At 72.0% G+C, this 13,387-nt stretch carries 13 protein-coding genes; 3 read left to right on the forward strand and 10 right to left on the reverse strand.

Annotation, left to right across the window (positions count from 1 at the left end):
• Positions 1–188: 188 nt before the first annotated feature.
• Complete coding sequence (gene mgtE / locus WME89_RS48410) at positions 189–1,574, forward strand: magnesium transporter (protein ID WP_438006285.1); 1,386 nt, start codon at positions 189–191, stop codon at positions 1,572–1,574.
• A 178-nt stretch (positions 1,575–1,752) separates the two neighbouring features.
• Complete coding sequence (locus tag WME89_RS48415) at positions 1,753–2,394, forward strand: single-stranded DNA-binding protein (protein WP_438006286.1); 642 nt, start codon at positions 1,753–1,755, stop codon at positions 2,392–2,394.
• 163 nt (positions 2,395–2,557) lie between these two features.
• Here the strand turns inward: WME89_RS48415 and WME89_RS48420 are convergent, their stop codons facing one another.
• The 4 genes from WME89_RS48420 to WME89_RS48435 form a co-directional block, all read right to left on the reverse strand.
• Positions 2,558–3,226, reverse strand: a complete 669-nt coding sequence (locus tag WME89_RS48420; protein ID WP_438006287.1) for a hypothetical protein — start codon at positions 3,224–3,226, stop codon at positions 2,558–2,560.
• Entirely contained in the window at positions 3,207–3,572 is a 366-nt protein-coding gene (locus tag WME89_RS48425) for a MerR family transcriptional regulator (protein WP_436623253.1), read from the reverse strand. The genes WME89_RS48420 and WME89_RS48425 overlap by 20 nt, the downstream gene beginning before the upstream one ends.
• An 11-nt stretch (positions 3,573–3,583) precedes the next feature.
• Complete coding sequence (locus WME89_RS48430; protein ID WP_012241218.1) at positions 3,584–3,889, reverse strand: integration host factor subunit alpha; 306 nt, start codon at positions 3,887–3,889, stop codon at positions 3,584–3,586.
• Between the two features lie 346 nt (positions 3,890–4,235).
• Positions 4,236–5,798 carry a glycosyltransferase family 2 protein gene (locus WME89_RS48435; RefSeq protein ID WP_438006288.1) on the reverse strand — a complete coding sequence of 521 codons (1,563 nt, stop codon included), beginning with the start codon at positions 5,796–5,798 and terminating at the stop codon, positions 4,236–4,238.
• A 593-nt stretch (positions 5,799–6,391) separates the two neighbouring features.
• Between WME89_RS48435 and WME89_RS48440 the strand changes: the two genes are divergently transcribed.
• Entirely contained in the window at positions 6,392–7,369 is a 978-nt protein-coding gene (locus WME89_RS48440; protein ID WP_438006289.1) for a hypothetical protein, read from the forward strand.
• Between the two features lie 95 nt (positions 7,370–7,464).
• Here WME89_RS48440 and WME89_RS48445 read toward each other — a convergent pair whose 3' ends face one another.
• The 6 genes from WME89_RS48445 to WME89_RS48470 form a co-directional block, all read right to left on the reverse strand.
• Positions 7,465–7,839 (reverse strand): response regulator, encoded by a 375-nt coding sequence (locus tag WME89_RS48445; protein ID WP_436623256.1) that lies wholly within the window; start codon positions 7,837–7,839, stop codon positions 7,465–7,467.
• 237 nt (positions 7,840–8,076) lie between these two features.
• Complete coding sequence (locus WME89_RS48450; RefSeq protein WP_438006290.1) at positions 8,077–8,835, reverse strand: ABC transporter ATP-binding protein; 759 nt, start codon at positions 8,833–8,835, stop codon at positions 8,077–8,079.
• Positions 8,832–9,650 carry an ABC transporter ATP-binding protein gene (locus WME89_RS48455; RefSeq protein ID WP_438006291.1) on the reverse strand — a complete coding sequence of 273 codons (819 nt, stop codon included), beginning with the start codon at positions 9,648–9,650 and terminating at the stop codon, positions 8,832–8,834. Before WME89_RS48455 ends, WME89_RS48450 begins: the two co-directional genes overlap by 4 nt.
• Entirely contained in the window at positions 9,647–10,888 is a 1,242-nt protein-coding gene (locus WME89_RS48460) for a branched-chain amino acid ABC transporter permease (protein WP_438006292.1), read from the reverse strand. Before WME89_RS48460 ends, WME89_RS48455 begins: the two co-directional genes overlap by 4 nt.
• A 46-nt stretch (positions 10,889–10,934) precedes the next feature.
• Positions 10,935–11,687, reverse strand: coding sequence for a ClpXP protease specificity-enhancing factor SspB (locus WME89_RS48465; protein ID WP_438006293.1), 753 nt, complete (start codon positions 11,685–11,687; stop codon positions 10,935–10,937).
• 172 nt (positions 11,688–11,859) lie between these two features.
• Positions 11,860–13,230, reverse strand: a complete 1,371-nt coding sequence (locus WME89_RS48470) for a phenylacetate--CoA ligase family protein (protein ID WP_438006294.1) — start codon at positions 13,228–13,230, stop codon at positions 11,860–11,862.
• Positions 13,231–13,387 lie beyond the last annotated feature (157 nt).

The raw sequence follows: 13,387 nt of genomic DNA on the forward strand, positions 1-13,387 counted from the left end.
CCGCGGCCCAACCCGGGTCGGCCCGCGGCCCAACCCGGGTCGGCCCGCGGCCGCGGCCCAACCCGGGTCGGCCCGCGGCCGCTCAACCTCGGTCCAAGGAGAGCCGCCTGACCTGGTCGAGCGACCGGCGCCGGCAGGGGGAATGCCGCTTCCCAGCAGGGCCGAGTTGTGGTCAGTGCCCGACCAGCATGTTGCGCGTCGCCCTCGCCATGGTCCCGGAGGTACGGCAGCTCCTCGCCGAGGATCCAGCGCAGCTCTCCGACCTGCTGGACGAGATCCACGACGAGGACCTCGCCGACCTCATCGGCCTGCTGGACGACGCCGAGGCGGCGGAGGTCCTGATGGCGCTCAGGGCCGAGGAGGCCGCGCCCATCTTCGAGCGCCTCGACGGCGAGACCCAGGAGGCGCTCGTCGAGCAGATGGGCGTCGAGAGCATCGCGCCGATCGTCTCCGAGATGGCGGCCGACAACCGCACGGACCTCATCGAGGCCCTCCCGGACCAGGTCAGCGGCACCCTGCTCTCCACGCTGGAGAAGGTCGACCCCGAGGCCGCGGCCGAGGTCGAGGAGCTCGCCAAGTGGCCCGAGGACAGCGCCGGCGGCCTCATGACCACCGACTACGTGTCGGTGAACATCAACCTCACCGTCGCCGACGTCATCGAGCGGATCCGCGCCGTCGGCGAGGACGCCGAGACCATCTACTACGTCTACATCGTCTCCGAGCGGGGGCACCTCATCGGCGTCGTGTCGCTGCGCGACCTGCTGCTCGCCTCGCCGTCCGAGAGGCTCGCGAACGTGATGACCGAGAACGTCTTCGCCGTCAGCCCCGAGACCGACCAGGAGGAGGTCGCGCGGACCATGGCGAAGTACGACTTCAACGCGCTGCCCGTGCTCTCCGCCGACCGGAAGCTGCTCGGCGTCATCACCGTCGACGACGTGATGGACGTCCTCACGCAGGAGCAGACCGAGGACGTGCAGCGGCTCGGCGCGGTCGGCCCGATCGATGACAGCTACTTCAAGACGAGCTTCTGGACGTTCATCCAGAAGCGCGCCCCCTGGCTCGCCGTGCTGTTCGTCGGCGAGTTCATGACCGGCGAGGTGCTCCGGCGCTTCGAGCACGACCTCGAGGCCGTCGCGACGCTCGCCTACTACGTGCCGCTGCTCATCTCGACCGGCGGCAACTCCGGCTCGCAGTCCTCGTCGCTCATCATCCGCGGCCTCGCCGTCGGCGATCTGCGCGTCGGCGACTGGGCGAAGGTCCTCACCCGCGAGCTCGGGCAGGCCGTCGTGCTCGGCCTCATCCTCTCGACCATCGGCATGCTCCGCGTCTGGCTGTGGGGCGACGGCACCGGCTTCGTCCTGACGATCGGCGTGACGCTGATGGCGATCGTCCTCATGGGCTGCACCGTGGGCGCGATGCTCCCCCTCCTGCTCCGGCGCATCGGCCTCGATCCGGCGACCAGCTCCACCCCGTTCATCGCGAGCCTCGTGGACGTCCTCGGGATCCTCCTCTACTTCACGATCGCCCGCCTCTTCCTGTCCGACCTCCTCGCGCAGGGCGGCGCGGGCGGGTGAGCGGGCTCGAGCGACGCCTCGCCGCCCCGACCGAGGCGGCGCCGGCGCGCCGCGCGGTCGCGCCACGCGCCTCTCGGCGCGCCGCGACCCTTGACGCGTCGGCCCCCATGGGGGAGTGAAACAGGCGTCTTTCGCTCAGCGCGAGGCGCGCTGAGCCCCTCCTAGGGAAGGAGTCAAGATGGCCGAAGGCTTGAATCGCGTGATGCTGCTCGGCAACCTGGGCGCCGACCCGGAGCTCCGGTTCACTCAGGGAGGGCAGGCCGTCTTGAACCTGCGGCTCGCCACGACCGAATCGTACCTCGATCGCGACAAGGTCCGGAAAGAACGGACCGACTGGCACAATGTCGTGATCTGGGGGAAGCGCGCCGAAGCCCTGGGCAAGATCCTCAGCAAAGGCTCCTCGCTCTTCGTCGAGGGCTCGCTCCGCACGTCGAGCTACGACGATCGGGACGGCAACAAGCGCTACAAGACCGAGGTGGTCGCGAACAACGTCCTGCTGACCGGCGGCCGAGGCCGCGGCGGGGTCGGCGATGACGCGGGCGCGTTCGGCGCCGATCCTGGCGGCGGCTACAGCGGCGGTGGCGGCGGTTACGGCGGCGGCGGCGCCGGCGGCGGCGGCGGTGGTTACGGCGGTGGCGGCGGTGGCAGCGGCGGGCGTCCGGCCGGCGGCGGTTACAACAACCGCGGCGGCGGCGCCGGCGGCGGCGGCGGCGGTGCTGGTGGCGGCCGCCCGGCGCCGGCGGCACCGGATCCCGGGCCCCCTCCGGACGACTTCGGCGGCGGCTACGGCGGCGGCAACGACGACGACATCCCGTTCTGATCGATCCGCCCGCCGGCGCGAGCTCTCGGACCGGTAAACGACTCTCCCTCTTCCGCCGCTGACCCAGCGGCGTGGCCGAGCGCTCCCCCCGGCCCACTACCCAGGAGGGCGGGTGCTCTTCCGCCGCTGACCCAGCGGCGCGGCCGAGCGCTCCGCCCGCCCACTACCCCAGGGGGCGGGGTCGGGGCCGCCGCGCCAGCAGGACGGTCACGCCGGCCGCGGCGAGCACGCCGAGCGCCGCGGCCGCGGCGGCGGGGTGCTCGGCCGCAGCGAAGATCGTCCGCACGAGCAGCCCCGGCTCCGGCGGCGCCACGAACGCGCCCTCGACCTCCGTAGCGTCGAGCAGCGCGCCGCAGCGCTCGTTCGCCTCCTCGGCCGGCTCCAGGCACACGACGCTGCAGAGCGCCGCGTCGCGCTCGCTCCCGGTGAAGCCGAGCACGTGCCGCCCGCGGATCGCCACGGCGCGCTCACCCGCCCTCCCCGCCCCCTCGAACCGCTGCTCGACGTGCTGCGAGAGCGCGCGGATCGGCCCTGCCTCCCACCGCTCGATCGCCACCCCGAGCGCCCCGCGCACGAGCCCGGAGGCCCGGTCGAGCACCAGCTCCTCCAGGCCGGTGGCCCACTGCCGTGACGGGGCCGTCGCGCAGACCGCGCGCAGCGAGAGCCCGTCCGCGTCGACGCCCCGACGGAGCGTCACCCTCGCCCCCGCGACCGCCGAGACGTCGATCGCCGGCAGCGCCTCCGGCGGCGTCTCGCGCGCCCCGGCGGGGAGCGGGAGCCGCAACCCGAGCCCCGGCGCGACGCCGTGGAGCTCAGACGCGGTCGAGCTCATCCATCAACGCGAGCACCTCGCTGCGGATCTCGACGAGCGCGGCGCGCATGCGCTGCGCCTCCTCGCTGCTCACGCCCGCGTCGGGCGCCGGCGGCTCGATGCCGCCCTCGCGCAGCTTCCGCCGCGCCCCCGCGATCGTGAAGCGGTGCGAGTAGAGCAGCTCCTTCACCTTGAGGAGCGTCTCGACGTCGCGCCGGCTGTAGACCCGCTGCCCCTTCGCCGACTTCTGCGGACGAATGGAGCGGAACTCCGTCTCCCAGTACCGGAGCACGTGCGGCTCGACCCCCACGATGCCGGCCACCTCGCCGATCCGGTAGTACAGCTTCGCCGGAAGCTGCTGGCGCACCGCCAAGCGGTCTACTCCTCGGCCGCCGAGGCCGTCTCGCGCGGGTTGAGGGCCTGCTTCAGGATCTGGCTCGCCTTGAAGTTCAGGACCCGGCGCTCCGTGATCAGGATCGGGTCGCCGGTCTGAGGATTACGGCCCTGCCGCTGGCGCTTGTCGCGCAGCACGAAGTTGCCGAATCCAGAGATCTTGATCTTCTCCCCGCGGCCCAGGGTTTCCTTCATGGTCTCGAACACGAGGTCCACCAGATCGGCGGACTCCTTCTTCGAGAACCCACCAAGGCGGGAGTAGACCGCCTGAACGATTTCGGCTTTCGTCATGAGACCCCCATCGCCCTTGCAGAGCGGGGGACACGCCGCAACCCCTGAAGACCGTTCAGGAAGCCGCGTGCGGTCCCCCGACCGGCTCGGGGCAGGATGCCAGCGCGCGTCGGGGAGGTCTAGGGGGTTACGCAGGCTCCGCCCTATCAGGGTCAGCTGCGCGCCAGGTACGCCAGGCGCACTTCATGCACCCTGCCCGGCCGACGCGGAGCTCCGACCACACCTTGTAACGGCGAGCCCAGCGACGCGCGCCGACCGGGCGCGCGCCTCGACGGCGGCGGCCAGGAGGCCCGGCAGGACCTGGCGCCGGCGGCGGCGCTGGACGTGCTCGCTGGCGGGGATCCGCTCAGGCGGCGAGGTCGCCGAGGGGTCGCTCCTTCGTCGCCTGGCGGGACCAGGCGCCGACGACCGCGGCGTCGCTCGGCCGCGCGTCGCTCCAGACGGCCGGCGCGCTCGAGGCCACGTCGCGCCGACGCGCGAACTGCTCCTGCGCGACCATGAACGCGACGTAGAGGTAGCCGACCGCGAAGAGCACCGCGAACGGCGTGGCGAAGTAGTGCCCCGTCTGGACTGACGCCACGACCGCGCCGCACGACAGCACGGCGAGCATCGCCTCCGTGAGCGGCAGGTCCGTGCGCACCCTGTACCGGCCCTTGTTGTCGCCCTGCTTGGGCGTCCGCACGAACTCGCCGGCCATGCTGCGGATGCCCTCGATGACGGCCTTCGAGAGGTGCGGCGCGAGCCCCGTCCCGAGCGCGATGAGCATCGGCAGGCGCACGACGGCGCCCCACCGCGAGCGGCCCTGCGCCGTCTCGGCCAGCATGTAGAACGCCGCCAGCGAGCCCGTCGTCGCCGTGCAGAGCGGCAGGTCGATGGCGAGCATCGTGAGCGTGTCGGCGGCGGGGAACAGGACGAGCGCCGGCAAGAGGAGGATGCTCAGGAGGACCAGGAGCGGGTAGGCGAAGTGCGGCGTGAGGTGGAAGAACGCCTCGATCCGCTGCCCGAGCGAGAGCTTCGCGCCGAGCACCGTCGCCATGAGCTTGCGCGCGGTCTGCACCGTGCCCTTGGCCCAGCGGTACTGCTGCGCCCGCAGCGCCGAGATGTCCTCCGGGAGCTCCGCCGGCGAGACGACATCCTCGCGGTAGATGAAGCGGTAGCCCGCGAGCTGCGCCCGGTACGACAGGTCGAGGTCCTCGGTCAGCGTGTCGTGCTGCCAGCCGCCGGCCTCGCGGATCGCGTCCTTGCGCCACATGCCGCCGGTGCCGGAGAAGTTGAACAGGAGGCCGGCGCCGAAGCGCGCGCGGTTCTCGACGAGGTGGTGACCGTCGAGCATGAGGGCCTGCACCTGCGTGAGGATGGAGACGTCGCGGTTCAGGTGGCCCCACCGCGTCTGGACCATGCCGACCGTCGGATCCTCGAAGTGGCCGACGATCGACCGGACGAAGCCCGGCTGCGGGATGAAGTCGGCGTCGAAGATCGCGACGAGCTCGCCCTTCGCGACCTTGAGGCCCGCGTCGAGGGCGCCCGCCTTGTAGCCGGTCCGGTCCGTGCGGTGCAGGTACACCGCGTCGATGCCCTGCGCGCGGAGCCGCTCGACGTGCGCGCGGACGAGGCCCTGCGTCTCGTCCGTCGAGTCGTCGAGCACCTGGATCTCGAGCTTGTCGCGCGGGTAATCCATCCGCGCGACCGCATCGAGCAGCCGCGCCGCGACCGTCGACTCGTTGAACAGCGGGAGCTGGATCGTCACCGGCGGGAGATCGCGATCGGTCAGGGCCGCGACCTCCTGCGCGCGCGCGATCTTCGCGCGGTTGAGCCGGCAGAGGACCACGAGGTGCAGTCGGTGCAGGCCGTAGGCGCTGAGACCGAGCAGCACGCCGAAGTAGAGGACACAGAGCAGCATGGAGAGCATCGGGAGCACCTTCCGCCAGCGGGTGCCGGGCAGCCGTGGGGCCGGGCGAGTGCGCCGGTCTCCACTCCTGCAAATGCTGGCGGGTGACGAACGCGTACCATTCGCCGGATCCGAAGTTGTCATCGACTTGTAATTCGTTGCAACTCTCTGTCACGAGCTCCGGAAAGTTGACTCCACGCCCGAGCCCTCCCCCCTGCAAAATGACAATCACCGACAATCCCACTTCGCCCGGCCGCGCGGCGTTCGCTGCGGGTTCGGCGCATGAGCACGCATGCGCGAGCGACAGGCCGAGTAAGGTGATTCCCTGGCGGGGACCCCCCCTGAGTAAGGTGTTTTTCGTAAGGGTGTCGCCGAGCGGCGCTCAACGACTACAGCCTTCACCTGACGGTCAGATTGACAGTGATCCGCAGCCCGGCGCGATTTCGAAGCCTGTCCAGGAACCGCGCAGGCCCGGCGAGCGCCCGCGTCGAGCCCGCGCCGAGGTCGTGTGTGCCTGGCGCCGGCGGCGGGCCGGGGCTATCCGTTCCCGGATGAGTCGCGCTCTACTTAATGAACTGAAGGCTCGCCAGATCGCGTTTCTCGAGGCGCGGCTCGTGTCCGAGGCCGCCGCGCGGGACTTCCGGGAGCGCCTGCCCGCCGGCTTCGCGGCGCTGCTCGCGACGCCGCTCGGCGCGCTCGCGGACGCGGCGGCGATCGCGCGCGCGCTCGACGCGCTGGCGGCGGAGGAGTCGCTCCGGCGGGCGGTCCAGCCCGCGGCCGCGGCCGCGCTCGGGGCGCTGGTCGAGGCGGCGCGCGCCGAGCGGCGGCGCGCGAAGGAGCTCATGCCCGCGGGGGCGCGCGACAAGATCGACCGCATCCTGGAGCAGCCGAAGCTCGTCCCGGAGCGGCTCGTGCGCGAGGTGCTGGAGAGCGCGGCGCTCGACGCGGTGATGCGCGACGTCCTCTACGACACGCTGAAGGAGTTCTCCGAGAAGGTGAACCCGTTCTTCGCCGAGTGGGGCCTGCCGGCGCTGCTCAAGCGGGTCGCCCCGTTCGGCCTCGGCGGGGTCGGCAAGACGATGGGCTCCATGCGGGGCGAGTTCGAGCGGCGGCTCGAGCCGGAGATCCGGCGGTTCTTGCAGGGCTTCTCGCGCACGGCGATGCGCCAGGTGCACGACATCCTCGTCGCCAAGGGCGATACGCCCGAGTTCGTCGGCCTGCGCAAGCACGTCGCGACGTGGGTGCTGGAGCAGGAGGTCAGCGCGCTCGTCGGCCAGCTCGACGCGAAGAGCTCGGCGCTCGCCGAGGAGCTCGGGGCCGACGTCGCCGCCCAGGTGCTCCGGGACCGGCCCGTGCGCCAGCGGCTCCACGAGGCGACCGCCGCGTTCGTGGCCGCGCACGCGAGCGAGCCGCTCGGCGAGGTGCTGGGGCGCTTCGGGATCGCGCCCGCGCTCGACTTCGACGCGCTCGCGGCCGCGCTCTGGCCCGTCGTGCGGAGCCTGTGCGCCACCGAGCCGGTGCGCGCCTGGATCGCGTCCGTGGTGGAGGAGTTCTTCGACGGGCTGCCGGACGGGCTCGAGCCGTCCGCCTGAGGCGAGCCGGGGGCGAGCCGGGGCGAGAAGCCCGCGAGGGCGCTCCCGGGCTCGCGCGGAGGCCCACGCGCGGGGGCTCGCGCGCGGGCGGCCGCTCAGCCCATGGCCGACGCGTCCGCCACCGCGGACTCGATGTACGCGAGACCGCGCGACGGGCACGCGGGCATCGTGGGCGCGAACGCCTCCATGTCGAGCATCATCTCCGGGCCGGCCGCGAGCGTCAGCACCACGACCGGCACGCGCGGCGACATGCGGCGGAGCTCCTCCATCTCGCTGTGGATCTCCGCGTCGTCCCGGGGCACGAGCACCATCACATGAGGGCGCCACCGGGCGAGCACGTCACGCGCATGGCCGAGCCCGCAGCACGTCTCCACCGTGTAGTCCCGGGACGAGAGGAAGTGGACGAGCGGCTGAGAGTTGCTGGCGTCGTCGTCGATCACCAGAACGCGGGTCGTGCTCTCGATCTCCATGGGTATCCCCCGTTGGCGGCCACCGCTGACCGCGACTGTTAAGACCAGAACTTCATCGCCTGGCTGACGGAAACCATACTCCATCGGCGGCAAAGCGCGATGTCAAACGCGCCTCATCGCATCACGCGACGCGTTGATACGGGCGTGAAACACCGGCGCTTTCCGCCTGTTGCTTCCGCGACCTCTTCCGCGCCTCTTCCGCGAACCGTCACGATCGGCCCGGGCTCAGCCGGGGTATCAGCCGCCGAGGTAGGCCGCCCGGATCTCCTCGTTCGCCGCGAGATCCTTCGAGTCGCCGCTCATGGCGATCTGCCCTGTACGGAGCACGTAAGCGCGCGTCGAGTACTTGAGCGCGAGTCGGGTGTTCTGCTCAACGAGGAGTACGGTGGTTCCTGACGCCGCGATCTTGGCGATCGACTCGAAGATGTCCGCCACGAGCCGCGGCGCGATGCCGAGCGAGGGCTCGTCGAGGAGCAGCATGGCGGGGCGCGCCATCATGGCGCGGCCGATCGCGAGCATCTGCTGCTCGCCGCCGGAGAGCGTGCCGCCCTGCTGGTGCATGCGCTCGCCGAGGCGGGGGAAGAGCTTCACCACGTCGTCGAGCGTCTCGCCCATGGTGGGGCCGTGCTTGTGGCACCACGCGCCGAGATCGAGGTTCTCGCGGACGGTGAGGTTCGAGAAGATCGCGCGCCCCTCCGGGACGAGCGAGACGCCGGACGCGACGAGCTCTTCGGCCGAGACGGACGCGAGGTCCTTGCCGTCGTAGCGGATGCGGCCGGCGGCGATCGGCAGCAGGCGGACGACCGTCTTCAGCGTCGTCGTCTTGCCGGCGCCGTTCGCGCCGATCATCGCGACGATCTCGCCGCGCCGCACCTCGAGGCTGACGCCCTTCAGCGCCCGGATGCCGCCGTAGCTGACCGCGAGATCCTCGACCACGAGCAGGGGCTCGCCGGGCGCCACCGCGGGGGGCTGCCGCGTCGGGTGCGTCGTCTTCATGCGGGCTCCTGCGCCGCCGCGCCGGCCGCGGGGCGGGCCTCGGCCGCGTCGTCAGCGACCTCCTCGCCGAGGTAGGCGGCGAGGACCTTCGGGTCCTTGCGCACGACCTCCGGGGTGCCGTGCGAGATGGTCTCGCCGTGATCGAGGACGTGGATCTCCTCGCACACCCCCATCACGACCTGCATGTTGTGCTCGACCAGCACGACCGTGATCTCGAACGTGTCGCGCAGCCAGCGGATCTGCTGCTTGAGCCCCTCGGCCTCGCCGTAGTTCATGCCCGCCGCCGGCTCGTCGAGCAGGAGGAGCTTCGGCTTGAGCATCATCGCCCGGGCGATCTCGAGGCGGCGCTGGTTGCCGTACGAGAGCGACGTCGAGATCTCGTCCGCCATGTCCTCGAGCTTGAACACCGAGAGCAGCGAGAGCGCGCGCTCGGTCATCTCCTGCTCGTCCTTGTAGAAGAACGGCGAGCGGAGCAGGGCGGAGGTGAGCGTCGACCGGCGCAGGTTCTCGCAGGCGACGAGCACGTTCTCGAGCACCGTGAGCTGGCCGAAGAGGCGGATGTTCTGGAACGTGCGCGCGACGCCGAGGCGCGCGATCTGGCTCGGCCTGAGGGGCGCGAGGTCGGTCCCGCCGAAGCGGATCGAGCCCTCGTCGTGCTTGTAGACGCCGGTGATCAGGTTGAACACCGTCGTCTTGCCGGCGCCGTTCGGGCCGATGAGCCCGAAGATCGAGCGCTCGGGCACGGAGAACGAGACGTCGCCGACGGCCCTGAGGCCGCCGAACCGCTTCGTGACATGCTTCAGATCGAGGTTCACTCGAAGTCCCTCCCGGCCGGCTTGACCTCGCGCTCTAGGGCGACCCCGGTCGGCTGCTGCTGCTGATCGGGCGGCGCGCCGCCCGCGCGCTCGGCGGCCGCCTCGGCGCCCGTCGTGGCGGGCACGGGCTCGGCCGGCCCCACGGGGGGGCGCTTCCTGCGCGCCCAGCGCCGGTCGAAGAGCTCGCGCTCACCGAAGAGCCCCTCGGGGCGGAGGATCATCAGCCCGATGAGGATGCTGGCGTAGAGCACCATCCGGAGGGCGTTCAGATCGAGCGCGGGGTAGGCCGCCTTGAGCGCGAGGACGCTGTCGAGGCCCTGGAGCTGCTCGATGAGCTTCACCGTGAAGGTCACGAGCACGCCGCCCACGATCGACCCGGTGACGCTGCCCGAGCCGCCGAGGATCACCATCGTGATCGCGTCGAAGGAGTAGTTGAACGTGAACTGGTCGGGCTGGACCGTGGGGTTGCCGTCGCGCATCGAGGCGAGCAGGGCGCCGGCGATGCCGCCGCCGGCGGCGGCGATGGTGAACGAGATGACCTTGTAGCGGGTGGGGTCGACGCCGACCGCGGCGGAGGCGATCTCGTCCTCGCGGAGCGCGCGCAGGGCGCGGCCCCAGCCGGAGAACTTGAGCCGCCAGGCGATGACGGTCGCGACGATGACGGCGCCGAAGATCCAGAACGGGCCGGCGTACTGCGGGACGCCCGTGTCATCGGGGCCGGCGTAGCCGATCGGGCCGCCGAGCGCGCCGAGCAGCCGGCCGACGGTCCCCTGGTCGGCGACGCCGGTGGTCGCCGTGGCGATCGTCAGGCGGAAGATCTCGGCGAACCCGAGGGTGACGATCGCGAGGTAGTCGCCGCGCAGCCGCAGGCTCGGCAGGCCGACGACGAGGCCGAAGAGGGCCGCGACGAGCCCCGACGCGAGGAGCGCGGCGGGCATCACGACGAACGAGTTGCCGAAGAGCGGGTCGCCGCCGCCGAGCTGCTGGTGCAGGTTGCCGGCGACGATCGCGCCGGTGTACGCGCCGATGCCGACGAAGCCGGCGTGGCCGATCGAGAACTGGCCGGCCATGCCGTTGATCACGTTGAGCGAGAGCGCCGCGATGACGTTGACCATCGCGAACAGGGCGAGCTGCCGCCACGCGGCGTCCGGCAAGAGGATCTCGAAGCCGAACTCCAGGGCGACGACGACGCCGAGGAGCACGAGCGCCCTCAGGACGCGCTGCAACGGTCGAGGCATGGGCGGCCACAGTTGATTTGGCCGAGCCGAACCGTCAAGCGTAGCCTTACTTGATCACCCGCAAATAGGGGGGCAGCTCCCGCTTCGGCTTGCCCGCCCCCTGGCGCGGCTTGGGCTCGGCCTCACCGGAGCTGCCGGAATCGTCGTCTTCGCCCTCCTCGGTCGACCGCACCGGCGCGAGGGCGGGTGCCGGCACCGGCGCGAGGGACGGGGCCGGGGCTGGCACCGGCGCGAGCGGCCTGACCGGCGCGCCGGCGTCGCGCGCCGGGGCCTCGCCCGCGCCGCGGCGCTCGCTGGGCTCCACGGGCTCGAGCTCGGGGCGGCGCGCCCTGTTGTCGCGCGCGCGCGCCTCGTCCGTCGCCTCGGCGCCCCGCTCCTCTTCGCTGGGGACCGCGGCGAGCCGGGGGCGCGGACGCTTGGCGGGCTTCTGCGGCGGGGCGATGGGGGACCGCTGCTTCTGCGCGGCGAGATCGGCCGGGATGTCCTCGGGCCACACCATCCCGCGCTGGTCCTCGCTCACGAGCGCCCAGATCGCGTTCCACGGCAGGCGGCACCAGAACGGCGCGCGGTTGAACGAGAGGGTGCAGCTGATCCCCTCGTCGTCCACCTTCAGGTCGGGGATGGCGATCGCCATGTTCATCCCGACCTGAAGGATCAGCTGCGGCTGCCCCGTGAACCACTTGGGGACGGAGACACCGGGCCGGCGCGGGTCGAGGTGGATGAACACGCTCGGCTCTCGCTCGAGGAGGGCCAGCGCCACGTCCTTCTTCGGCGGAAGCGGTCTCTGCACGTCGGACATCGTACTGTCCTGCCCAATACCCCGGACAGCGCGGCTCCGCCAGCGCTTCGGGGACGGGAGGGCCAGGCGGCGCGCTCGTCAGCGGGCCGCGAGCCGGCCGCGGCGCGCCAGCCGGCAGGCGACTCCAGCAGCTCTGTACGATGCTAGCAGGACGGGCGCGGCGCCGGGCGCCTCACGCCGCGGCGCGCCGGTTCAGCTGGACCGGGACCTCCGACAGGGTGACGCGGTGCTTGCCGCTGCTCGTGAGGGGGATGTCGTCGACGAGCTGGACGCTGACCTCGGCGCGCTCGCCCAGGTGCTGCCGGACGGTGCGCTCGATGAGCCTCGCGGTCTCGGGCTGGAAGCCCTTGCCGGGCACGAGCCTGACCGTGATCGCGCGGCGCCGGTCCTGGTAGACCTGATAGCGGGCGATCGTCGGCTGGTCCTTGATGAGGTGCGGGAAGAGCTCCCCCGCGAGCAGCTGGCCGTCGGGGCCGACGAGCAGGTCGAGGACGCGGCCCTCCACCGAGGCGAGCATCGGCAGGCCGCGGCCGCACGCGCACGGCGCCCCGGCGGCGACCGCGACGTCCTGGTTCTTGTAGCGGATGAGCGGCATCGAGCGGCAGATGAGGTCGGTCACGACGACCTCACCCGCCTCGCCCGGGGGCGCGTGCCGCCCGTCGCGGAGCAGCTCGACGTACACGCCCTCCATGTTGATGTGCTTGCCGGCGTGCCGCTCGCACTCGGCGGCGATGAGCATGAGCTCGCGGCAGCCGTACCGATCGAACACCGGCGCGCCGAAGGCGCGCTCGATGGCCTCGCGCTGGTGCGCGAAGAGCCGCTCGGCGCTCGTGACGACGCCGCGCGGCGCGGGGAGCGCGCGCCCCCCGGAGAGCGCGTGGCGCGCCGCCTGGTAGAGCGCGCTCGTGTAGCCGACGATGAGCTGCGGCCGGTACCGCGCGATCTCGTCGAGCAGCGCGGCGAGCCGCTGGTCGGACAGATCGAAGGCCGAGATCATCTTCTTGCGGAGGATGGCCTCGTGCACGGAGCGCTTCGCCTTGTGCGCGAGCGTCTCGCCGAACTGGGCGCCCCAGAAGTGGAGCTCCCTGTCGCCGAGCCGGCCGCCCGCCCACCCGTCGGAGCGCATGGCGGCCGCGACGCGGCGCTCGTAGGTGCGGTGGTCGAAGCGGAACTGCACCGGCTCTCCGGTGGAGCCCCCCGTGCCGCTCGAGTAGAGCCGCCCGACGAAGCTCTCGGCGAGGAGCTCCGGCGCGTGGGCGCGGAGGTCGGCCCGCGTGAGGACGGGGAGCCGCAGGAGGTCCTCCGGCGACTTCACCGAGGCGACGCGCACGCCGTGCTCGGCGAACCGGGCCCGGTAGAAGGGGACGTTCTGCTCGGCGAAATGGAGCGCGGCGAGCATCCGCCGGAAGGCGAGATCGCGGATCTCGCCCTCCGAGCGCCACTGGGAGCGCTCGAGCTCGTCCAGCGCTCTCAGGGTGTCCCTGCCCCGTAGCCTTGTCTCGTAGAGCGGAAACAGGATGTTTCGAAACAGCCCACCGTACATGAGGAGAGCGTCCCTTCGAACCATCGACAGTCAAGCTGCGGTGGGTGGTTCTCCTGCGATTCCCCATCATCGTGGTGCGGAGTTCGACCGAAGCGGCGCGCGCCGACGACTTCCGTCCTGCGCCGGCCGGAGCCGCCCGGCGCCGCCGCTGCACAGG

This window comes from Sorangium sp. So ce321 (genome assembly GCF_051530195.1).
GTDB lineage: Bacteria > Myxococcota_A > Polyangia > Polyangiales > Polyangiaceae > Sorangium.

Excerpts from the sequence above, each read along its gene's own strand:
- mgtE (WP_438006285.1), top strand. The coding sequence starts at position 189 with ATGTTGCGCGTCGCCCTCGCCATGGTCCCGGAGGTACGGCAGCTCCTC.
- WME89_RS48415 (WP_438006286.1), top strand. The coding sequence starts at position 1,753 with ATGGCCGAAGGCTTGAATCGCGTGATGCTGCTCGGCAACCTGGGCGCC.
- WME89_RS48420 (WP_438006287.1), bottom strand. The coding sequence starts at position 3,226 with ATGAGCTCGACCGCGTCTGAGCTCCACGGCGTCGCGCCGGGGCTCGGG.
- WME89_RS48430 (WP_012241218.1), bottom strand. The coding sequence starts at position 3,889 with ATGACGAAAGCCGAAATCGTTCAGGCGGTCTACTCCCGCCTTGGTGGG.
- WME89_RS48435 (WP_438006288.1), bottom strand. The coding sequence starts at position 5,798 with ATGCTCTCCATGCTGCTCTGTGTCCTCTACTTCGGCGTGCTGCTCGGT.
- WME89_RS48445 (WP_436623256.1), bottom strand. The coding sequence starts at position 7,839 with ATGGAGATCGAGAGCACGACCCGCGTTCTGGTGATCGACGACGACGCC.
- WME89_RS48450 (WP_438006290.1), bottom strand. The coding sequence starts at position 8,835 with ATGAAGACGACGCACCCGACGCGGCAGCCCCCCGCGGTGGCGCCCGGC.
- WME89_RS48460 (WP_438006292.1), bottom strand. The coding sequence starts at position 10,888 with ATGCCTCGACCGTTGCAGCGCGTCCTGAGGGCGCTCGTGCTCCTCGGC.
- WME89_RS48465 (WP_438006293.1), bottom strand. The coding sequence starts at position 11,687 with ATGTCCGACGTGCAGAGACCGCTTCCGCCGAAGAAGGACGTGGCGCTG.
- WME89_RS48470 (WP_438006294.1), bottom strand. The coding sequence starts at position 13,230 with ATGTACGGTGGGCTGTTTCGAAACATCCTGTTTCCGCTCTACGAGACA.